This is a genomic window from Nocardia terrae, from assembly GCF_009760405.1.
In the GTDB taxonomy this organism is placed as follows: domain Bacteria; phylum Actinomycetota; class Actinomycetes; order Mycobacteriales; family Mycobacteriaceae; genus Nocardia; species Nocardia terrae.
In genome coordinates this window covers 650,225-673,161 of the sequence record NZ_WRPP01000005.1, presented here as the reverse complement: position 1 = coordinate 673,161, position 22,937 = coordinate 650,225, and the positions used below count along the sequence as shown (strand labels likewise).

The 22,937-nt window shown below is 69.3% G+C and carries 13 protein-coding genes; 8 read left to right on the top strand and 5 right to left on the bottom strand.

The genetic code is table 11. From position 1 onward, the window contains the following. Positions 1–3 precede the first annotated feature (3 nt). The gene (locus GPX89_RS27200; RefSeq protein ID WP_157390465.1) at positions 4–1,320 is read left to right on the top strand and encodes a phytoene desaturase family protein; all 1,317 of its coding nucleotides are present in this window, start codon (positions 4–6) and stop codon (positions 1,318–1,320) included. Here the strand turns inward: GPX89_RS27200 and GPX89_RS27195 are convergent. Continuing rightward, entirely contained in the window at positions 1,291–1,938 is a 648-nt protein-coding gene (locus GPX89_RS27195; protein ID WP_328602356.1) for a TetR/AcrR family transcriptional regulator, read from the bottom strand. The two genes, GPX89_RS27200 and GPX89_RS27195, sit on opposite strands and share 30 nt — an antisense overlap. Positions 1,939–2,008: 70 nt before the next feature. Between GPX89_RS27195 and GPX89_RS27190 the strand changes: the two genes are divergently transcribed. Beyond that, positions 2,009–3,427 (top strand): cytochrome P450, encoded by a 1,419-nt coding sequence (locus GPX89_RS27190; RefSeq protein WP_235948056.1) that lies wholly within the window; start codon positions 2,009–2,011, stop codon positions 3,425–3,427. Between the two features lie 156 nt (positions 3,428–3,583). On the opposite strand, the gene GPX89_RS27185 is transcribed toward GPX89_RS27190, so the two are convergent. Then, positions 3,584–4,552 (bottom strand): TY-Chap domain-containing protein, encoded by a 969-nt coding sequence (locus tag GPX89_RS27185; RefSeq protein WP_157390464.1) that lies wholly within the window; start codon positions 4,550–4,552, stop codon positions 3,584–3,586. Between the two features lie 160 nt (positions 4,553–4,712). Between GPX89_RS27185 and GPX89_RS27180 the strand changes: the two genes are divergently transcribed. Further along, positions 4,713–5,504, top strand: coding sequence for a phosphatidylethanolamine N-methyltransferase family domain-containing protein (locus tag GPX89_RS27180; RefSeq protein ID WP_157390463.1), 792 nt, complete (start codon positions 4,713–4,715; stop codon positions 5,502–5,504). Positions 5,505–5,523: 19 nt separating this feature from the next. Here the strand turns inward: GPX89_RS27180 and GPX89_RS27175 are convergent, their stop codons facing one another. The 3 genes from GPX89_RS27175 to GPX89_RS27165 form a co-directional block, all read right to left on the bottom strand. Next, complete coding sequence (locus GPX89_RS27175; protein ID WP_328602355.1) at positions 5,524–6,795, bottom strand: sensor domain-containing diguanylate cyclase; 1,272 nt, start codon at positions 6,793–6,795, stop codon at positions 5,524–5,526. A gap of 42 nt (positions 6,796–6,837) precedes the next feature. After that, positions 6,838–7,647, bottom strand: a complete 810-nt coding sequence (locus tag GPX89_RS27170; protein ID WP_157390462.1) for an SAM-dependent methyltransferase — start codon at positions 7,645–7,647, stop codon at positions 6,838–6,840. 181 nt (positions 7,648–7,828) lie between these two features. Beyond that, positions 7,829–8,608 carry a M50 family metallopeptidase gene (locus GPX89_RS27165; RefSeq protein ID WP_328602354.1) on the bottom strand — a complete coding sequence of 260 codons (780 nt, stop codon included), beginning with the start codon at positions 8,606–8,608 and terminating at the stop codon, positions 7,829–7,831. 657 nt (positions 8,609–9,265) lie between these two features. On the opposite strand from GPX89_RS27165, the gene GPX89_RS27160 reads away from it, so the two are divergent. The 5 genes from GPX89_RS27160 to GPX89_RS27140 are packed head-to-tail and all read left to right on the top strand — an operon-like array spanning position 9,266 to position 22,932. Beyond that, positions 9,266–9,715 carry an AMP-binding protein gene (locus GPX89_RS27160; RefSeq protein WP_157390461.1) on the top strand — a complete coding sequence of 150 codons (450 nt, stop codon included), beginning with the start codon at positions 9,266–9,268 and terminating at the stop codon, positions 9,713–9,715. 44 nt (positions 9,716–9,759) lie between these two features. Further along, positions 9,760–20,349 (top strand): non-ribosomal peptide synthetase, encoded by a 10,590-nt coding sequence (locus GPX89_RS27155; RefSeq protein WP_157390460.1) that lies wholly within the window; start codon positions 9,760–9,762, stop codon positions 20,347–20,349. After that, complete coding sequence (locus GPX89_RS27150; protein ID WP_157390459.1) at positions 20,346–21,350, top strand: ATP-binding cassette domain-containing protein; 1,005 nt, start codon at positions 20,346–20,348, stop codon at positions 21,348–21,350. Before GPX89_RS27155 ends, GPX89_RS27150 begins: the two co-directional genes overlap by 4 nt. Then, on the top strand, positions 21,347–22,168 hold the full coding sequence (locus GPX89_RS27145) for an ABC transporter permease (RefSeq protein ID WP_328602353.1): 822 nt from the start codon (positions 21,347–21,349) through the stop codon (positions 22,166–22,168). Before GPX89_RS27150 ends, GPX89_RS27145 begins: the two co-directional genes overlap by 4 nt. After that, complete coding sequence (locus GPX89_RS27140; RefSeq protein ID WP_157390458.1) at positions 22,165–22,932, top strand: ABC transporter permease; 768 nt, start codon at positions 22,165–22,167, stop codon at positions 22,930–22,932. The genes GPX89_RS27145 and GPX89_RS27140 overlap by 4 nt, the downstream gene beginning before the upstream one ends. Positions 22,933–22,937: the final 5 nt, after the last annotated feature.

Genomic DNA, 22,937 nt, shown 5'->3' with positions numbered 1-22,937 from the left:
GCCATGAGCGAGAACACGTGGGACGCACTGGTTGTCGGAGCCGGGGTGGGCGGGCTGTGCGCGGCCGCCCGGCTCTCCCACCACGGCTACCACACCCTGGTGGTCGAACGCCTGGACCGGGTCGGTGGCCGCGCCTCCACCGATGAGCTCGACGGTTTCACCATCAATACCGGCGCGGTCGTGGTCGAGATCGGCGGCGTCACCGAACAGACCTTCCAGGAGGTCGGCGCCAAATTCGAAGTGCGCCCGGTGGATCCGCCGATCCTGTACCGCATCAACGGCCGCGACGTGGACGTCTCCAGCGGCGGCTGGGGACTGCTCATCTCACAGCTGACCCGCCACGGCGCGCGGCTGCTCACCGGAATCGGCGCGGCCCGCGAGGACGCCGGGCTGCCCGACCGGGAGCTCTCGACCGCCGAGTGGGTGCGCCGGTACACCAAAAATGATGCGGTACAAGGGATCTTCCGCAATATGTGCGGCTCCATCTTCGCCGTCGACTCGGAGGAGCTGCCCGCACGGGTGTTCCTCACCTATTTCACCCGCAAGTCCGCGTTCAAGAAGTTCGGCTTCTGTCCCGAGGGCACCATCGGCCTCTGGAAATCCCTCGCCGAAGTCGTGGAACACGGTGGGGGAGAGATCTGGTTGGACAGCGAGGTGCGGCGGCTGCTGGTCGAGGGGGACCGCGTCACCGGGGCACGCATTCGTCGCGGCGGCGAAACCCTCGATGTCGCTTGCGATCTCGCGATCAGCGACATCGGCCCGTCGGCGACCATGGATCTGGTCGGCCCGCAACACTTTCCCTCCGACTACGTCGGCACCGTGTTGCAGCGCGACCTGCCCTGCGCCATGATCTCGGTCAACTTCGCCAGCCGGGAACCTCTGATCACCGCCCCCGGTCTGCTCAGCTTCGCGCGCACCCGGCGGCTGTGCTTCGTCGCCAACCTCACCGCCACCTGCCCGGAGCTGGCCCCGCCGGGCTGGCACCTCTACGTCGGCACGGGCGTGCCCAAACCCTCGGTCGGCGACTTCGACTCCGAGGCCGAAACCGCACTGGTGCTCCAGGATCTGCGCGAGGAGATCCGCGGCTTCGAACACGCCCGCCTCCTGTCGATCGCCGTCACCCGCGACGACTGGCCGCCCCAGCGCGCCGTCGCGGGCTACGACCTGCCCCACGACACCCCGCTGGCGAATCTGTGGAACGTCGGCGACGCGGTCAAAGAGTACGCCAACGGGGGCATCACGGCCTGCGCGGAAACCGCCAAGATCGTGGTGGACGAGATAGTCGCCGGCTCAGGTGAGTTTCTCGGTCATCCCGGGTAGCCGATCCACCATGGCCACAACGTAATCCGCGACGATGTCGATGAGCACCGGCCGCTCGACCTTCAGGCCGCCGTCGAGCCACACCAGGATCAGTTCGGCCGCGCCGCCGGTGATCAGTTGCGCCAGTGCGGTCAGGGCCGTGTCGTCGCCCTCGGGCCGGTTGAGCAGCACCCGGGTCTGCTCCATGAGCAGTTGCGCCACTTGACGCATGCCTTCGAACCGGCGGCGCATGAGCGCCTCGCTGCCGTACGCCTGCGCGAAGGCGATGTTCGCCCGCCGGGGATCGTCGGTCACGCCGATGATGAGCGCGGCCACCCCGGCCCGCAGCTTCTCCTCCGGCCCGCCGGGGGTGTCGACGATGGCGGTGCGCGCTCGCTCCAGCGCCTCGCCCTGTACCTCGTCCAGCAGTGCCGCGGCCAAGGCGTCGAGGTCGGTGAACGATTCGTAGAAGAAGCGCGGCCCCACCTTCGCCTGCTCGCACACCCCGCGCACGGTCAGCGCGGCCAGCCCCTGCGTCCCGACGATTTCCAGCGCCGCGTCCAGCAACCGCCGTCGGCGCTGCTCGCGGCGCTCATCGGTCGAGGTGCCGCGATAGGTCCCGTTGAAAGCTCGCGTCACCTTGACAGCTTGGCACAGAAATCGGGAAACGACCGTTTACGGATATGCCCGTTTCCGCTACCGTTGGTGCATGGCTGTGCGAAAAGCCGTGGTGAATCACCGAATTCAGTGCCGGGCCGCCGGAGTGCTGGAGCGCTATCCGTCCGTGCCGCGCGCGCTGGCGACCCCGCCGCCGGGTAGCGGGCTCAAACCCGTGATGGGCGACTACGGCCCGCCCGGTGTCGGCCACGTGGTGGCCACCCTCGCCGATCCGCTCACCTTCAGCCGGGAGCGGATGAAGCTCTACGGCCCGGTGCAGTGGATGGGCGTGTTCGGACGGCAGGTCGTCGGCATCGGCTCACCGGAGGCCGTCGAGGACGTGCTGCTCGACCGCAAGCACGTGCTCTCCGCGCGACAGGGCTGGGAGTTCCTCATCGGGCCGTTCTTCCGCGGCGGAATCCTGTTGCGCGACTTCGAGGATCACTCGTTCCATCGGCGCATCCTGCAGCAGGCGTTCACCCGGCCCCGGCTCGTCGGCTACCTCAACCTCACCACCCCGCGCATCGTGCGCGGCGTCGACTCCTGGCGGCCCGCCCCCGATTTCCCGCTCTACGACCACGTCAAGCGGATGCTGCTGGAGCAGGCCACCGTCGTGTTCGCGGGCGCGGAACTCGGCCCCGAGGCCACCCGGCTCTCGCGCGCCTTCGAGGACGCGGTGCACGGCGGCAAGGCCATCATCCGCACGAATATGCCCGGCGGCGTGTGGAATCGGGGTCTGCGCGGGCGCAGACTGCTCGAGGGCTACTTCCGCCGCGAACTGCCCGCCAAGCGTGCGGGCGAGGGCGACGACCTGTTCAGTGTGCTCTGCCACGCCGAGACCGAGGACGGCGAATCCTTCACCGACGCCGACATCGTCGACCACATGATCTTCGTGATGATGGCCGCCCACGACACCAGCACCCTGGCCATCTCCATGCTCGCCTACGAGCTGGCCCGCCACCCGCAGTGGCAGGACCGGCTGCGCGAGGAGTCGCGGGCGCTGGGTAAACCCACCCTCGACTACGCCGATCTGGACCGGCTCCCGAGCTTGGAGATGGCCTTCCGCGAGACGCTGCGCATGTACGCCCCCGTCGGCCAGATGGTGCGAGAAGCCCTGGCGGACACCGAGATCGCGGGCTACTTCATCCCCAAGGGCGCACTGGTGATGGTCGGCTCGTACTCCATGATGCGCAACGAGGCGTACTGGCACGACCCCGACGTCTTCGACCCCGAACGCTTCGATCCCGCCCGCGCCGAGGACAAATCGCACCGCTACGCCTGGCCGCCCTTCGGCGGCGGCGCGCACAAGTGCATCGGCCGCTACTTCGGCAGCATGACCGTCAAGGCCACCATGCACCGCATGCTGCTGAACTACCGCTGGTCTGTCCCGTCCGGCTACGAGGTGCCGCTGGTCGCCGGTACCGGGCCTACCCCCGCGGACGGGCTGCCCATCCATCTGCGGCGACTCTGACCCTCGTCATCAACCCTGGTCATCGACCCTCGTCATTCCGGCATGCTTTTGGCCGGAATCCACCGCGCTGGAAGTGGATTCCGGCCAAAAGCGCGCCGGAATGACGAGGTGGGGGCTCACCGTACGTGGCTGGGGTCACCGCACGGGGTCGGGAGCTCACCGGACGTCGCGCGGGATCCCCAGTTCGATGTCCAGATAACGCAATTCCGGATCGCGGCGCTGGCCGTTGCGGAAGGCGCGGAAGACCAGGTCCTGGGGATGGCCGACGGTGAAGACCTCGGTGAAGGTCGCCACCGTGCGCCGGGGCGCGCCGCGCAGGCTCGGGTTGAACCCGGCCTTGGCCAGCGGGCCCTCCCAGATGAGAGCCGCGCCGCCGGGGACGCTGTGCGGGGCGAAGCTCCAGCCCAGTTCGCGCATGCGCCGGTCGAATTCGCCCGCGCCCAGCCCGGCCACGTCCCAGCCGCTGGCCTCGTTGAAAAGCTGTCTGCCGTGCAGGAATTGGACGAAGCACGGATCGGGGCCGGGGTGCGGGGTGCTCAGGTTGATGACCCCGTCCCAGGGCAGGGTGGTCAGCGCCCAGCTCAGCCGCGCCTCGAAATCGGCCCAGTCCGAACAGACCACGGGCGCCTCGCGCTCGCTGGGGCGGTCGGCGGGCAGCTCGTAGCTGCCGGTGCCGGGCGCGTCCATGCTCCAGGTGGCGAAGCGCAGCCGGTCGCCGTCCATGTCGAGGCCCTCGCGCAGCACGGTCACCACCGATTCGGCGATTCCGCGCCGCGACTCGACGGCCTCCCCGCGCTGCCAGCCGGTGCTCCATTCGCGGGCCAGTCGCGGCTGCTGGTGCACGCGCTGCATGGCCCGCCACTGCGGATCCGGTGCGGTGGCATCGGATTCGGACGGCAGCGGCACCGGGTCCCAGGTGCCGTCGGGCTGGGCGCGCAGCGCCTCCAATAGTCGTTCGGCGTCGGCGGCGTCGTCGGGGACGGCCACGATCACCTCGATCTCGGTGCCCTGCTGTGCGAAATGCACTCGGCGGCCGGTGAGTTCGTCACGGATCTGGACGAATCGCGGATTCCACCCGAGTCCGGATTCATCCGCGTCCTCGTCCTCCTCGAGAAAAAACGGCATCCATTTGAGTAGTACATCCCATCCCTGCGAACCCACTGTGCCTCCCTCCGGGTTCTCGCCAACCTACCCGCCGGTCACCGCCCGTGCCCGCCGGTGGGTACCGGTCGGCGCGCTCGCTGTGGTAGAACCTGTTCTAGTTTTTCCACCTGAAGGACCACGAATGAACTGGTATACCGGCAATACCGTCTACGACACCGTGCTGACGATCGCGTTCGCGTTCGCCGCTTTCGTTCTCATCGGCGGCCTCTTCGGGCAGAGCCCGTACGGTCGCTTCGCCACCACCAAGCTCGGACTCAACCTGAATCCGAAACTGGGCTGGTGGTTGATGGAGATCCCGGCCACCGTGGTCTTCGCGGTCGCGTACCTGTCGGGTCCACGCCGCTTCGAGCCGACTTCGCTGGTGCTGGCGGCCATCTGGATTCTGCACTACGGCAATCGGGGCTGGTTCTTCCCCCTCAACATCCGCCAAGTGCCCGGCAAGACCAGCAGTTTCAACGTTTCGGTGCTCGGCATGGGGATGCTGGTGACCACGCTGCACGGCTATCTCAACGGCGCGCTGTTCAGTCACGACTACCTGGGTCAGTACGGCACCGGCTGGTTGAGCGACCCGCGCTTCATCATCGGATCGATCGTCTACCTCAGCGGTTTCGCGCTGCTGGTGAGCTCCGAGCGGATCGTGCGGAATCTGCGCGACAAGAACAACCCGGGCGCAAGCGAATACAAGATTCCGTACGGTCTGGGATTCCGATTCGTCACCAGCCCCACGTATCTGGGCGAGTTGGTCGCTTGGGCGGGATTCGCCATGCTGACCTGGGCGCTGCCGGGCGTGGTCATCTTCCTCATCACCTTCGGCAATCTGGTGCCGCGCGCCTTCGCCACCCACGCCTGGTATCGCGAGAAGTTCAGCGACTACCCGGCCGAGCGAAAGGCCCTGGTGCCGTTCGTGATCTAGCGGCTGTGCCGGCGTCGATCTAGCGGCCGTGTCGCAGGGCCTTGTCCCGGTACATGGCGGTGTCCACGGCGTGCATGAGTTCGTCGATGGCGGTGGCGTCGGTGTCCACCAGTGCGGTGCCGATGCTCGCGCCCACCCGCACCGACAGTCCCGCCACGTCGAACGGATCGCGCAGCGCGGCCAGCAGGCCGTCCGCGACAGTGTCCAATTCCTCCTGGCCCGAGCAGTTTTCGACCAGGACGATGAACTCGTCGCCACCCAGCCGCGCCGCCACCCCGTTCGGGGGCAGGGCCAGGCGCAGTCGCCGGCCCACATCGCAGAGGACCTGATCGCCGGCGGTGTGGCCGCGGCTGTCGTTGATCTCCTTGAAGCCGTCCAGATCCAGATAGCAGACCCCGACCTGGCCGGTGGCCGCGGCGAGACGGTCGAAGAACAGCAGCCGATTCGGCAGTCCGGTCAGCGAATCGTGGTGCGCGTCGTACCAGAGCCGATCGGCCAGCTGCTTGCGGTCGGTGACATCGACGGTGACCCCGATCAGGAAGCGCGGCCTGCCCTCGCTGTCGCGCACGATCGTCATGGAGAGATCGATGACCGTGTGCTGGCCGTCGGGCTTGGTGTGCTCAGTCTCGAACCGGAAGCGGTCGATCTCCCCGGAGAGCAGTTTCTGGAACAGCGAGAACGCGTCGCCGATATTGGCCGGGCCGAGAATGTCGGCCACCGATCGGCCCGGCATGGCCGCCGCGGGCACGCCGAGGGTTTCGGCCATGGCGTTGTTGACGTCGACCACTTGCCCGGTGGTGACGTCGACCGTTCCGATGCCCACCGACGCGCCCTCGAAGATGGCCTGGAAGCGCGCCTCCGACAGATGCCGGCGCGCCTCGGCCTCGCGCGCGGCGGTGAGCGCGGCGCTCAGCGTCGTCTCCTGTTCGGCCAGCGCCACATTGCGCAGTCCGGTGGTGAACTCGGCCGCGAACTCGGCGGCCAGTTCGATGGCGCGATCGCGGACCGGCCAGTAGTCGACGCAGTCGCGCTCGGGGCAGACGGTCTCGACCAGGTCCTTGCAGAGCACCAGCACCGAGCGGTGCACGGCCAGGGAATCGCGGTAGTTGGCGGCGACGAGCGCGGCGGCGGCCTCGCGGGCCACCGACATGTCCTCGGTGCCGCGCACCGCCGCGGTCAGGCGAGCGGTGAAACCGTCGAGCAGCTCCTCGACCTGGGTGCGGGTGAGCGTCGGCGCGACCGCGCCGTCCAGCATGGCGGCCCATCGGACCGCCAGCTCGGATACGCCCACCGCTGCCCCCTACCCCTCGACCTGCTCCTGACCTTGTGGCGCTCAGGCTTTGCGGCCCACGCCCGCCAATCCGAGTGAACGGCCCGGCTCCTCGTGCTGATCGCGGTCGGATTCCGGCCGCCACAAGGGCAATTCCACCACACCGGGTTCGATGGTCTCCCACTTGCCGAACAGGGCGGTGATCTCGTCGCGGGACCGGAAATGCAGGCCGACGCGGCTGACGTTGGTCGAGTTGTTCTGCAGCTTGGCGGCATCGTCGGGGCGGGTGGCGGTGGTGAGGTGGGAGATGGCCACGTAGCTGCCGACGGGCACGGCGGCGTGGAGCGCGTTCACCTTCTCGACGGGTGCGTCCTCGTCGCTGGCGAGGTGGAGAACGGCGATCAAGAGAACACCGACTGGTTGGTCGAAGTCAATGATGCCTGTGGCCCGCGCCTGCTCCAGCAGCGCGGCCGGTTCGCGCAGATCGGCCTCGATGGCCGCGGCGCGCTCGTTGCCCGCGAGAATCGCGCGGGCGTGGGCCACGGCGACCGGATCGATGTCGGCGTAGAGCACCCGGCATTCCGGATCGATGGCCTGGGCCACCTCGTGCACATTGCCCGCGGTCGGCACGCCCGACCCGATGTCGAGGAACTGCCGCACACCCGAATCCACCAGGAACCGCACCGCGCGACGCAGGAAGGCGCGATTGCTCAGCGCCAGCCGGGGCAGATCAGGAACGAGCTTCTTGGCTCCCTCGGCGGCCTGCCGGTCGACCTCGAAGTTGTGCGAGCCGCCCAGCAGCGCGTCGTACATGCGCGCGGGGCTCGCCCGGTTCATGTCTACCCCCTCCGGGGCCCACGCCGGTCTTTCCATCCCGAAACCCTCCTGCCACAACGATCGACGGCCCGCCGTGTGACGGCAGACCAAGATCCGGGCGCTGGATCCTTTGAATGAGTGGTGTTCCCGATCACCCGGACGGTGCATACCGAATGTTAGTCGGCATTCACCAGAACCATTGCAGCGATATCACTCTCGCCCTGAAGTACGGTGATGGTCACCGAGCGGTGGAGGCGGCGCAGGTGCTGTGGGTGAGCGGCGGCACACACACCCCCGACACATCGGCCAGCAGCAGCCGACCGCCGAGGACCAGCGAGCACAGCGCGATCGCGCCGAAGGCCAGTACCCACAGCAGCCCCGGAATCCGGGTCAAGCGGGCCAGCTGATCGGCGTCGGAATTGGGCTCGTACGCCCGATTCCGCTGCAGTTCGATCACCGGCCGCACCGCGGCCAGCAGCAGGAACCAGGCCGCCAGATACGCCAGCCCCGCCTGGGTGGTGTCGGTGCCGAACCAGGACACCGCGAAGATCACGCCGCCGGTGACCAGCAGTGACAGCAGACCGTAGAAGTTGCGCACCTTGATCAGCAGCACCAGCAGCAGCGCGATGGTCAGCCACAGCATGAGGGTGATCCGATGCGCGCCCAGCAGTGCCGCGTACCCGAGCCCGACCAGCGCGGGCGCGGGATATCCCGCCGCCATGGTCAGAATCATGCCCAGGCCATAGGGTTTCCCGCTCGACACCGTGAGCCCGGAAGTGTCGGAATGCAATCGGATGCTGTTGAGCCGTCTGCCGGTGAGCAGCGCCGTGAACGCGTGGCCGCCCTCATGGGCGATGGTGACCGCGTTGCGCAGCACCCGCCACGTCGGATGGAACACCACCAGCACCAGCGCCACCACACCGGTTCCCACCACCAATTGCCAGGGCGGCGCGGCCTGCGTGGTCGACAGCCGATCCACGATCGTGCTGCCCCGCTGAACGAACTCCGCTGTATCCACCGCCGCACCCTAACCCTCCGCCTCCCCGGGCCTCTAGCGGACGGATGAGTGCCGTCGCCGTCTCGCAGCTCCCCCGCCTCCCCGGATCTTTAGCGGACGGATGAGTGCCGTCGCCGTCTCGCAGCTCCCCCGCCTCCCCGGATCTTTAGCGGATGGATGAGTGCCGTGGCCGGTCTCGCATCCGTGCCTGCGTTGCGAGCCGAAACTATTTCGGGCGTACCCGGGGAGTTACCCCGAACGGCGCGAAATCAGTTGTCGCCTCGGCAATCGAAATACGGAGCTGCGCTTCTCGATTGGAAAGTGTTCATATCCCCGAGCGGGTACCGGGAATGAGGGAGTGGTGGTACTGGCCAGTGTGCCCACGGATCCGGGTCTGCCGAGAATGTTTGCGCGCGGTTAGGGTGAGTTGGGTAAGGCGCCTCGAAACGGATTCAGTGGCCTTGCATTTCGCGGCGGGGTCCCACCCTCAGACCCCCGTTCGCGGCAAAACCCCAGTTGGAGACCCAAACGCTGGGTATTTCATTGTCTTGGCGCGATTATCGCCCGACGTCGTGCGAAATCGCCTGCCGGATCTCCGAATAGCACAGCGGTAATTCCGCTGCCCTGCCGCAGCACGCGTGCGGAAATGCGTTCCACGACTCGGGAGGATAGATCCAGATGACAGCGATATTGTCCGCTCGGACCAGTGCGCTCACCGATGGAATCGCGGCCGTTCCTTCTTATACGGACGGCGTGGTCGCCTCCGACGGCCGATTCGATCTGCGCGCGGCCGAACTCGACAGCTGGTCGAATCGGCTGGCGCGCATGCTGCTGCGGCTGGGGGCCGGCCCGGGCTGCCTGGTGGGACTGGCGGCGGTGCCCGACTTCGAGGGGGTCGCGGTCCGGCACGCGCTGGCCAAGATCGGGGCGGCGGCGGTCCGGATCAATGCCGGGGTGTTCACGCCCACGACGCGGGTGGGGGTGACCGTGCACGCGCGGCGTGCCGGCCTCACCGATGACGTCCACTGGCTCGTGCTCGACGACCGGGCGACCCTGCGGCAGTACCTGAGCACCTCCGGTGCGGTGTTGACCGCCGCCGAGGTCGGTGGCCGCAGCCACGCGAGCTGACTCCCGCACCCGATTCCCGCGCCACCTTCGCAGACAGGACAGCCATGCCCCAGCCCGCCGTAGGTGAAAACGGCCAGGCCACCGATGCGTTCGAATTGTCCGCCGCGCAGCGCGGCATCTGGTTCGCCCAGCAGGTCGCGGGGCAGACCCCGATCTCGATCGCGCAATACGCCGAGTTCCGCGGCGCGATCGAGGTCGAGGCGCTGGCGCGGGCCGTGCGGCAGGCCGGGCGGGAGTTCGGCAGCGGCGGGCTGCGGCTGCTCGAAACCGGCGGTGTGCCATGCCAGGTGATCGATCCGGGACTCGACACCGAGGTCGAGATGGTGGATCTGCGTGGGGAGCCCGATCCGGCGGCCGCCGCGCGGGACTGGATGCGGGCCGAATACGCCACGCCGGTGGACCTGTACGCGGACCAGCTGGGCAAGGTGGCGCTGCTGCGGCTGGGCGGCGAGACCTGGTACCTGTACTCCCGGATGCACCACATCATCGCCGACGGGTCGGGCGCGATGACCATGATGCAGCGGACCAGCGAGATCTACGACGCGCTGTGCGCCGGTCTCGAGGCTCCGCCCGCCCGCGCCGCCACGCTGCGCGAGATCGTCGATGACGATCGCGCCTACCGGGATTCGGATCGGATGCGGGCGGACCGGGAGTACTGGAGCGAGCATCTGGCGGGGCTGGCCGAACCGGTGACGCTGGCCGGGCGCAGCGGCGGGACGGCCGCGCAGCCGCGGCTGGTCTCGGCCGAATTGCCCTCGGACACCGCGGGATTGCTGACGGCGATGGCGGCCGCGGAGTCGACCAGCATCGCGCCGATCATGGTCGCCGCCTTCGCGGCCTATCTCGGCGCCATGACCGATGCCCCGGAAGTGACACTGGGCCTGCCGGTTTCGGGCCGCACCACCGCGGCGCTGCGGCGTTCGGGCGGCATGGTCGCCAATGTGGTGCCGCTGCGCCTGGTCCGCGATCCCCGGATGACCGTCGGTGAGCTGGTCGCCGCCACCCAGCGCGAGCTCACCGGCGCGCTGCGGCGGCAGCGGTACCGGCAGGAGGACATCTTCCGGGATCTGGGCCACACCATGGACATCGCCACCTCGTTCGGGCCGACGGTCAATCTCATGATGTTCGACAACCGGATTCACCTCGGCCCGGTGGTCGGGCGGCTGCGCGTGCTCACCTCGGGACTGATCGACGACCTGTTCGTGAACGTGTATCCGGGAGTGGGCGGGCAGAGCACGCAGCTCGATCTGCAGGCCAATCCGAATCTCTACACCGAGGCCGAACTGGTCGGCCAGCATCGCCGGTTCCTGGCCTTCCTGCACCGTTTCCTGGTCGCGGGCGTGGACACGGCGCTGTCGCGGGTGCCGGTCACCTCCGGCGCCGAGCGCGCGACGCTGGCTCCGATGCGGGGCGCGGAGTCGGTGCCCGCGCGCACGCTGCCCGAAATCCTCGCCGCGGCAGCGGCTTCGGATCCCGAGTCGACCGCGCTGGTCGACGGTGACCAGACGCTGAGCTACGCGCGGCTCGACAGCTGGTCGAACCGGTTGGCGCGAGTGCTGTTGCGGCGCGGGGTCGGCCGCGAGAGCGTCGTCGTGCTGGCGATGCCGCGTTCGATCGAATCGCTGGTGGCGCTGTGGGCGGTGGCCAAGACCGGTGCGGCGTTCCTGCCGGTGGACCCCAACCATCCCCGCGACCGGCTCGAGCACGTGCTGAGCGATTCCGGGGCGATGCTGGGAATCACGGTGCACGACACCGGCTCTCGCCTGCCCGACCTCGTCGAATGGCTGCTGCTCGACGATCCCGCCACCGTGCGCGACGCGATGTCCGAGCCGGATTCGGCCGTGACCGACCGTGAGCGGGGCGCTCCGCTCCGGCCGGAACAGCTCGCCTACCTGATCTACACCTCCGGGTCGACCGGGAAACCCAAGGCCGTGCTCGTCGATCACCGCGGTCTGGCGAACTTCGTGGCCGAGCACGTGGAAACCATGCGGCTGAACCGGGATTCGCGGGTGCTGCACGTGGCCTCGCCGAGTTTCGACGCCTCGGTGCTGGAGGCGCTGTTCGCGTTCGGCCGGGGCGGCACCCTCGTCATCGCGCCCCCGGACGCCTACAGCGGCGCGGCGCTCGAGGAGCTGCTGCGCGAGCAGCGGGTCACCCACGCACTGATCACGCCGTCGGTGCTGGCTTCGTTGCGGCCGCACGGCCTGCGCGAGTTGCGGACGCTGGCGGTCGGCGGTGAGGCCGTGGGCCCGGACCTGGTGGCACAGTGGGCGCCGGGGCGGCGGCTGGTGAACCTGTACGGCCCGACCGAAACCACCATCGTGGCAACGAGATCGGCCGGATTGCTGCCCGATCAGCCGATCACCCTCGGCGGTCCCGTGCGCGGATTCTCGCTGCTCGTCCTCGACAGCTGGTTGCGGCCGGTGCCGCCGGGCGCGACAGGGGAGCTGTATCTGGCCGGGCCGGGGTTGGCGCGCGGGTATCTGCACAGATTCGGGCTGACCGCGGATCGATTCGTCGCCAATCCCTATGGCGCGCCCGGTGATCGGATGTATCGGACGGGTGATCTGGTGCGCTGGAGCGCCGAGTCCACGCCGAGGCCGGAATATCAGGGTCGCTCCGATTTCCAGGTCAAGATTCGCGGGCAGCGCATCGAACTCGGTGAGATCGACGCGGTGCTGGCGGGGGCGCCGGGCGTGGAGTTCGCGGTCACCCTCGGCGTGCGCGGGCCCGCCGGGACGCCCGCGCTGGCCGCCTACGTGGTGCCCGCCGCCGCGGGTCCGGTGCCCGACGTCGTGGAGTTGCGCGCCTACCTCGCCCAGCGTCTGCCCGCCTACATGGTGCCCTCGGCGCTGGTGATCCTGGACGCCATCCCGCTGACCCCGGTCGGTAAACTGGATCGAAAGGCTTTGCCCGCTCCGGTTTTCGCCGACGACAGCACCGCCTACCGGGCCCCGGGCAACCCGTCCGAACAGCGGCTGGCCGAGCTGTTCGCCGGTCTGCTGGGCCGCGATCGGGTCGGTGTGGACGACTCGTTCTTCGCGCTCGGCGGTGACAGCATCGTCGCGCTGCAGCTCGTGGCCCGGGCCCGGGCGGGTGGGCTGGTGTTCTCGGCGCGGGATGTGTTCGACCACAAGACCGTCGCGGCACTGGCGGCGGTCGCGACCACGGCGGCGCCGCACACCGTGGCCGAACCCGTCGAACCCTTCACCCTGGTCTCGGTGCCGGAACCCGATCTGCGGCGCTGGAAACAGGAGCAGCCCGGCCTGATCGACGTATGGCCGCTCTCGCCGCTGCAGCAGGGCATGTACTTCCACACCCAGTTCGACCCCGACGCCATCGACCGCTACCTGATCCAGACCCGCGCCGCCCTGGCCGGCGCCGTCGACGCCGCGCGGCTGCGGGCGGCCGCCCAGGCGGTGCTCGATCGCCACGACAGCCTGCGGGTGGCGTTCCGCGACTCGTCCGACGGGCCGCGCCAACTGGTCCTGGCGCACACCGAAGTGTCCTGGCGCGAAGTGGATCTCACCGAGATCGAGGATGGGCAGGTCCGTGACGAGGAACTGCACCGGCTGGCCGAGGCGGACGCGCACACCCGTTTCGATCTGAGCTGCCCGCCGCTGCTGCGCCTGACGCTCATCCACACCACCCCCGACACCTGGACGCTGCTGATCACCAGCCATCACCTCGTCCTCGACGGCTGGTCCATGCCGCTGCTCATCCAGGAACTGCTCACCGGATATCTCACCGGTGCAGCGGATCTCGACGCGCACCGGCCGCCCGCGCACTCCTACGCCGAATTCCTGGCCTGGCTCGCGGGGACCGATCAGGCCGGAATCGACGCCTGGACACAGGTTTTGCGCGGTCTGGACGCCGCCACCCTGGCGCTGCCCGCGCCCGCCGCGGCGGGTCCGATCATCGCGGGCACCGTCTCGGCCGACCTGCCCGCCGATATCGCGGCCCGGCTGGACTCGGTGGCGCGGGGCGCGGGTGCCACCGTGAACACGGCCTTGCAGCTCGCGTGGTCCCTGCTGCTCTCGACCCTGACCGGACGCACCGATGTGGTGTTCGGCGCGACCGTTTCGGGTCGGCCCCCGCATCTGCCCGGGGTCGAGGAGATGATCGGCCTGTTCATCAACACCCTGCCGGTCCGGGTCACCCTCGACCCCGCCGAGCCGGTCACCGAGGTGCTGGCCCGCATGCGGGCGGAGCAGGCCCGCATGCTCGACCACCAGCACATCGGGCTGGCCGAGCTCCATCGGGCCGTGGGCATGCCGGAGCTGTTCGACACCATCACCGTCTACGAATCGGTGCCGATCGATCGGGCGGGCTTGAATGCGGCGCTGGCACGGGCCGGAATGCGGGTGCTCGACGTGTCCGATATCGAGACCGCGCCATATCCGTTGAGTCTCAAAGTCGTTCCCGAACCGGATGCGGAGGGCGACCAGCGGTTGCGGGTCGCGATCAACTACTGGGCCTCACATCTGGATGCTGAGCGGGCCGCGACACTGCTGGACCGATTCGTGGGATTGCTCGGCGAACTCGCCACAAACCCCGGTCGACGGGTTTCGGAACTGTCCGCACTCACCGAGCACGAGCGGCTCGCTCTGGCGCCCGTGCGGGGCGCGGAATCCGCGCCGACGCTCACCCTGCACGAGATCCTCAGCGCGGGAGCCGATCTGGATCCGTCCGCGACCGCGATCGTGGCCGGGACCCGGGTCATGACCTACCGGGAGTTGCGCGCCGCGTCGGATCGCATCGCACAGCAGTTGGCCGCGGCCGGAGCAGGACCGGAAACGATTGTCGCACTCGCATTCCCGCGCTCGGTGGAGTTGATCGTCGGAGTGTGGGCGGTGGCGGCGACGGGAGCCGCGTTCTTGCCGATCGATCCCGCCCAGCCCGCCGAGCGCATCGAGATGATGCTGACCGACTCCGGCGCGACCCTGGGGCTCACCACCGCCGCGCATCGCTCCGAGCTGCCCGGGCGGGTGCGGTGGTCCACGCTCGATGCTTCCGATGCTTCCGATGCTTCCGATGCTTCCGATGCTTCCGATGGCCCTGCGGCCCGCCTATCGCCCGGTCACGCGGGCCTCGCGGCAACGGCCGAGATCCAAGTGCATGCGGGGCAGCCGCAAGTCCCCGACGAGCACCGGCGCCCGCACGGCCGCGAGCAGGCCGGGGAAGGCGGGTCCAATACTCGTGCGGCACTCGGCCGATCGAGGTCGACCGTCAGCGAGGTCGATTCCGGCCAGGCATCCATGTTCTTCCGGCGACCGCGGTTGGACAACGCCGCGTGGATGATCTACACGTCGGGGTCGACCGGCATGCCCAAGGGTGTGCTCATCACTCATCGTGGCGTCGCGGATCTGGTTGCTTCCCAGCAGGATTCGTTCGGGATGGACGAACGTGCCCGGGTACTGCAGGTCGCCTCGCCCAGCTTCGACTCGTTCGTGTCCGAGCAGGTGCTGGCCTTCGCGCGCGGCGCCACCGCGGTGATCGCGCCGCCGGACGCGCACAGCGGTGACCAGCTGGCCGAAGTGCTACGCGCGCAGCGGGTTACGCACGCGATCATCACGCCCTCGGTGGTCGCCACCATGAGCGCGCGGGACCTGCCGGAGCTGCGGTTCCTCGCGGTCGCCGGTGAGGCGGTGAGCGCGGACCTGGTGGCGCAGTGGTCGCCGGGGCGGCGGATGGTCAACCTCTACGGTCCGACCGAGACCACCATCTGGGCCACCGGGCCCGCCGAGCTCGTCGCGGGAGCGCCGGTCACGCTGGGGGAGCCGATCCGGGGATTCGAGGCACTGGTCCTGGATTCGTGGCTGCGGCCGGTTCCGATGGGAGTGACGGGGGAGCTGTACCTCGCCGGTCCCGCCCTGGCGCGCGGCTATTTCCGGCAGTTCGGCCGCACCTCTGCGCGATTCGTCGCCAACCCCTTCGGCGCACCCGGTGACCGCATGTACCGCACCGGAGACCTGGTGCGTTGGACCGAGGAGGCCCGGCCCCGGATCGAATACCAGGGCCGCTCCGACTTCCAGGTCAAGATCCGCGGCCAGCGCATCGAACTCGGGGAGATCGACGCAGTGCTCGTCGGCGCGCCCGGGGTGGAGTACGCGGTCACACTCGGGGTGCGCGGACCGGCCGGTGCGACCGCGCTCGCGGCCTACGTGGTGCCCGCCGCGTCCGGGCCGACGCCCGAGCCGGGTGAACTGCGCGCCTATCTGAGCGACCGATTGCCCGCGGCCATGGTGCCCGCGGCCTTCGTCCTGGTGGACGCCATTCCGTTGACGCCGGTCGGCAAGCTCGACCGCAAGGCGCTGCCCGAGCCCGTATTCGCCGATGACACCACCGAATACCGTGCGCCGGGCAATGCGGTCGAGGCCGCGTTGGCCGGGCTGTTCGGCGAACTGCTGGGCCGCGATCGGGTCGGTGTGGACGATTCGTTCTTCGCGCTCGGCGGCGACAGCATCATCGCGCTGCGACTGGTCTCCCGTGCCCGCGGGGGCGGATTGTCGTTCTCGGCGCGGGATGTGTTCGACCACAAGACCGTCGCGGGGCTGGCGGCCGTCGCCACGGCCACGGTGGCGGACTCGCCGATCACCCCGATCGCGCCGTTCAGCCTGGTACCAGTGGCCGAAATCGACTCCACACGCTGGAATCTGGACTATCCGGGGCTGATCGACGTATGGCCGCTGTCGCCGCTGCAACAGGGCATGTACTTCCACACGCAGTTCGATCCCGCCGCTCTCGATCAGTACCTGCTCCAGACCCGCGCCGAGCTGACCGGGGCCCTGGACCGGGCCCGATTGCGGGTGGCCGCACAGGGTTTGGTGGATCGGCACGACATTCTCCGCGCCGCGTTCGTCGAGTCCGAGGGCGGCCCGCGTCATATCGTTCTCGCCGACGCCGAAATCGACTGGCGGGAAGTGGATCTCGCCGGACACGCCGACCCGGAGCGTGAACTGGAGCGGCTGGTCGAACAGGATGCTCACACCCGCTTCGATCTCACCCGCCCCCCACTGCTGCGGTTGACGCTGCTGCGCACCGCCGCCGACACCTGGACCCTGCTGATCACCAGCCATCACCTCGTGCTCGACGGCTGGTCCATGCCCCTGCTGATCAGGGAGCTGCTCGCCGGATACCTCACCGGCACAACCGGTCTCGACACCGCACCCGAGCACTCCTACGCGCGGTTCCTGTCCTGGCTCGCCGACCGCGACGACACCGCGATCGACGCCTGGACCGATACCCTGCACGGTCTCGACGCGCCGACCCTGGCCTTCCCGGCGGCCGCCGGCTCGGCCTCGACCGTGTCCGGCACCGTGACGGTGGAGCTGCCCGCCGCGTTGACCGCCGAGCTGAACGGTGTCGTCGCGAGCGTGGGCGTCACCGCGAACACCGCGGTTCAAGTGGCCTGGTCCCTGCTGCTCTCGACCCTGACCGGCCGCACCGATGTGGTGTTCGGCGCGACCGTGTCGGGACGCCCACCGCAACTGGCCGGGGCCGAGGAGATGATCGGACTGTTCATCAACACCGTGCCCGTGCGGGTGCGACTCGATCCCCGCGAGACGATCACCGCGCTGCTGACGCGAGTCGGGGCCGAGCAGGCGCGGCTGCTCGAGCATCACCATGTCGGGCTCGCACAGATCCACCGGGCCGTCGGCATGACGGAACTGTTCGACACCATGACCGTCTACGAATCGGTGCCCATCGATCGCACCGGGTTGAACACCGCGCTGGAGATGGCCGGTATGGGGGTCGCGGCGGTCACCGACATCGAGACCGCGCCCTATCCATTGAGCCTCAAGGTCACTCCGCGCCCCGACGAGCAGGGCCGCACCGGGTTGCGGGTCACCCTCAATTACTGGACCGGCCACCTCGACGCCGAGGCGGCCCGGGCGCTGCTGGAGCGCTACGTCGAACTGCTCACCGCGACGGCCCGGCATCCGCACCGCCGTGTCGCGCACCTGCCCGCGGCCACCGGCGCGGAACGACGCGCCCTCACCCCGCGCCGGGGAGCCGATCCGACGATTCCGCGCACACTGCACGAAATCCTCGCCGCCGGAGCGGTTTCCGGGGCCGACTCGACGGCGATCGTGGCCGGGCCGCAGACCATGACCTACGCCGAACTCGATGCCTGGTCCAACCGCTTCGCCCGCGTCCTGCTGCGGCAGGGCGTGGGCCGGGAGGTGTTCGTGGTGCTTGCGCTGACGCGGTCGCTGGAATCGCTGGTGGCGCTGTGGGCGGTGGCCAAGACCGGCGCGGCGTTCCTGCCGGTGGACCCCGACCATCCCATCGACCGCATCGAACACGTACTGTCGGATTCCCGGGCTCCGATCGGCATCACCGTGCGCGAGATCGGCGAACAGCTGCCCGATACCGTCGACTGGCTGGTCCTCGACGACCTGCACTCGCTGCGGCACGCCATGACCGTGCCCGAGACGCCGGTCAGCGATCTCGAACGGGGCGGGCCGATCACCCTCGATCAGATCGCCTATCTGATCTACACCTCCGGGTCCACCGGCAAACCGAAGGCCGTCCTGCTCGATCACCACGGGTTGTCGAACTTCGTCGCCGAAGAGATCGAAACCATGCGGCTGGACCGGGATTCGCGGGTGTTGCACGTGGCCTCGCCCAGCTTCGACGCCTCGATCCTGGAGGCGCTGCACGCGTTCGGATCCGGCGCGGCCCTGGTGGTCGCGCCACCGGAGTCCTACAGCGGCCCCGACCTCGAGGACGTGCTGCGCGAGCAGCGGGTAACCCACGCGTTCGTGACACCGTCGGTGCTGGCCACCATGCGGCCGCACGATCTGCCGCGCTTGCGGACCCTGGCCGTCGGCGGTGAGCCCGTGGGCGCGGATCTGGTCGCGCAGTGGGCTCCCGGCCGCCGCATGGTGAACCTGTACGGGCCGACCGAAACCACCATTGTGGCAACGAGATCCACCGAACTCGCACCGGATGCGCCGATCACCCTCGGCGGGCCGGTCCGGGGATTCGAACTGCTCGTGCTGGATTCGTGGCTGCGGCCCGTTCCGCCCGGGGTGGTCGGCGAACTCTATGTCACCGGCCCGGCCCTGGCCCGCGGGTACTTCAACCGGTTCGGTCTGACGGCGTCGCGCTTCGTGGCGAATCCCTTTGGCATGCCGGGTGATCGGATGTATCGGACCGGTGACCTGGTGCGCTGGAGCGGGGACTCCGAACCGCGGCTGGAGTATCAGGGGCGATCGGATTTCCAGGTCAAGATTCGCGGGCAGCGGATCGAACTGGGGGAGATCGACGCGGTGCTCGCTGGTGCGCCGGGCGTGGAATTCGCCGTGACCACGGGCGTGCGCGGTCCCGCCGGGACGCCCGCGCTGGCCGCGTACGTGGTGCCGACCGGAACGGGTCCGGCACCCGAAATCGGGGAACTGCGTGACTATCTGAGTCGGCGGCTACCCGCGTTCATGGTGCCCTCGGCCTTCGTCATCCTCGACGCGATTCCGCTGACACCGGTCGGCAAGCTGGACCGCAAGGCGCTGCCCGATCCCGTATTCGCCGACGACACCGCCGAATACCGGGCGCCGGGCACACCGGCGGAACGACAGCTTGCGGAGTTGTTCGCCGAGCTGCTGGACCGGGACCGGGTCGGTGTGGACGATTCGTTCTTCGCGCTCGGCGGCGACAGCATCATCGCGCTGCAGCTCGTCTCGCGCGCCCGCACCCGCGGTATCGCGCTGACACCCGCCCAGGTGTTCCAGCATCGGACCGTGGCGGCGCTGGCCGCCCGCTCCGGCGGCGAGCAGGGCGTGCCCGAGACCTCGGCGCTCGGGCTGGACGTGCTGCTGCCCATCCGCCGCGAAGGCGAGGAACCGGCGCTGTTCTGCATCCATCCCGCCTCCGGAATCGCCTGGCCTTTCCTCGGATTCGCCGAGACGTTGCGGCCCGGGCGGCCGGTCTACGGTCTGCAGGCGCCCGAACTGTCGGGGGAGGCGGCGACCGCGTCCATCGCCGAGTTCGCCGAGCGCTACACCCGCGAGATTCGTGCCGCCCAACCGGATGGGCCCTACCACCTGCTGGGCTGGTCGTTCGGCGGGATCATCGCGCACGCCGTGGCCGCCCGGCTGCGGGCCGAGGGCGCGCGGGTCGGGGTGGTCGCGCTGCTCGACGCCGACGCCACCAATGGCGCGCACGCCGATCTCACCGGCGCGGACGCCGAGCGGCTCGGTGAACTCGGGATCGGGGCGCTGCTCAACGAGTTCGGTGACGTGTTCGGGCTCACCGGCATTCCCGCCGACGTCACCGCCGAACAGGCCGCGGAACTGATCGGCGCGCAACTGGGCAGTACGTCGCTGGTGACCGCGTCACTGCTGGAACGGCTCACCAACTCCTACAACGCCGCCCTGCGGCACATGGACGGGTATCAGCGGCCCGAGTTCGACGGCGACATCCTGTTCTTCCGTGCCGCCGAAGGGGTTTCGCGGATCGCCGAGCCCGAAGCCTGGCGGCCCTATGTCGGCGGCGCGATCACCGTCTACGACATCGCCGCCGAGCACAGCCGGATGGCCACGCCGGATGCCTTGGCGCGCATCGCGATCCTGCTCGACCGTCATCTGTCCACCCTGTCGGCGACGTCCGCGCCCGACGACACCACGGCATGAAAGGTGCGCCCGTGAAACCCAGCGGCGTGATCGTCGAAGGCATCCAGAAATCGTTCGGCGGCGTATCGGCCTTGCGCGGTATCGATTTCGTGGCCGCGCCCGGTCAGGTGCTGGGCCTGCTCGGCCCCAACGGGGCGGGGAAGACCACGACCGTCGACATCCTGTCCACGCTGCTCACCCCCGACCGTGGGTACGCCTCGGTGGCCGGGCACGACGTGGTGAGCCAGGCGGCCGCGGTGCGGCGCGTCATCATGCTCACCGGACAGTTCGCCGCGCTCGACGACATGCTGTCCGGCTACGAGAATCTGGTGATGTTCGGCCGCCTGCAGGGGTTGCGTAAACGCGCCGCCAAGGCGCGCGCGGACGAACTGCTCGAACTCGTCGAGCTCACCGACGCCGGATCGCGGCGGGTCGGCACCTACTCCGGCGGTATGCGCCGGCGTATCGACATCGCCTGCGGGCTGGTCGTGCGGCCCGAGGTGGTGTTCCTCGACGAACCCACCACCGGACTGGATCCGCGCAGCCGCCAAGGCATCTGGGAACTGGTGGGCACCTTCCGCGACGAGGGCATCACGACCCTGCTCACCACCCAGTACCTGGAGGAGGCCGACGCGCTCTGCGATCGCATCGTGGTGATCGACCACGGCACGGTGGTCGCCGAGGGCACCGCCGACGAACTCAAGGCGCGCACCGGGGCCAGCTACTGCGAGATCGTGCCGCTGCATCCGGGCGAGCTCGAGATCATGGAGGCCGTCCTGGAATCACTGGCCCCGCAGCGGGAGAGCACCGTGCCGGGGCTGACCGAAAGGCTCGTCATCGCGGCCCCGGACGGCGCGAAGACGGTCGCGGAGGTGCTGCGGCTGCTCGACAGCGCCGGAATCGAACTCACCGATATCGCGCTGCGGCGGCCCTCCCTCGACGAGGTGTTCCTCGCGCTCACCGCACCTCCCGGCAAACACGCGCTGGAATCGCGCGAGCCTCGGAAGAAGGTGCACCCGTGACCGCCACGCTGCGCTTCGACCCGGTGCGCGCCACGCCCGCCGCGGTGCGGCAATGGTGGGTGCTCGGCGGCCGCACCATCGTGCCCGCTCTGCTCTCCGGGGAACTGCTGACCTGCGTGCTCGCCCCCATCGTCTTCACCGCGGGCTTCTACATTCCGCTCAATCGCGTGATGTCCTTCGCCGGAACGGGTTTCAGCAGTTACGCCCAGTTCATGATGCCGCTGGTGATTCTGCAGGCGTGCGCGTTCACCGCCATCTCCGCGGCCCTGCGCGCCGCCACCGACGCGGCCTCCGGCCTGGACCGCCGCTTCACCGCCATGCCCATCCGACCCCTGGTGCCGGTGGCGGCGCGCATGTCGGGATCTGCTGTGCGACTGGTCATCTCGCTGGCCACGGCCGTTCTCTGCGGGCATGTCATCGGATTCCGCTTCCGGCTCGACGCCGCCCACACCCTCGGCTTCCTGGCCCTGTCGCTGTGCATCGGCCTGGCGTTCACCCTCGCCGCCGACGTGGTGGGCACCGCCTTTCGCAGCCCCGAATCGATCACCCAGATCCTCGGTCTGCCGCCGGTCATCCTCGGCATGCTGTCCACCGGGCTGGCCCCCGTCCGCCAATTCCCGCACTGGATCCAGCCTTTCGTCCGTAACCAGCCGGTCTCCCAATTCGCCACCGCCCTGCGCGCCTTCGCCGGCGACACCGGCGGACATTGCCCGGCGCTGACCCCGGCGCTGCTCGCCCCCTCCCTCTACTGGATCGCGGCGATCTTCGCGGTCTGCGTCCCCGTCGCCTGGCGACTCAACACCCGGAGCCACCGATGACCGCGGTCCTGTTGCGCGACACCATGATCCAAACCCAGCGGCTGCTGCTGCGCTGGACCCGCCACCCCGTCACCCTTCTCGAAACCCTGCTCATCCCGTGCCTGCTGCTGTTCGTGCTCAACACGGTCATCGGGACCCAGGTGACCGCCTTCTCCGGCCACGACGCCCTCTACGGCTCGGTCCCCATGGTCGCCGTCATCGGCGCCCTCTCCGGCGCGGTGGCCGGTGGCGCCATGCTCTGGCGAGAACGCGAATCCGGTCTCCTGTCCCGCTTCTGGGTCCTCCCCGTTCACCGCGCCTCCGGACCCGCCGCCCGCATCCTCGCCGAAGCCACCCGAATCCTCGCCGGCACCGTCGTGATCGTCGCCTTCGGCTACCTGCTCGGCTTCCGCTTCCGCCAGGGCCTTCCCGCCGCTCTGGCGTTCCTGTCGATCCCGGTACTCCTCGGCCTGGCCTTCGCTACGATCGTCACCGCCGTCGCGGCCACCGCGCCCAAAGCCACACTGGTGGAATCGATGACGATCCTGACCTCGCTGCTGATGTTCTTCAGCACCGGCTTCGTCCCCGCCCCCGCGTACCCCTCCTGGATCCGCCCCGTCGTCGAGTACCAGCCGATCTCGGTCACCATCGACACCATGCGCGCCCTCGCCGAGGGCGGCCCCCTGACCCGCCCCCTGCTCCTGACCCTCGCCTGGTCCCTCGGCGCCCTGTGCGTCTTCACCGTCCCCGCGGCCCTCGCCTACCGCCGTGCGAGCCGCCGCTGAGAGAC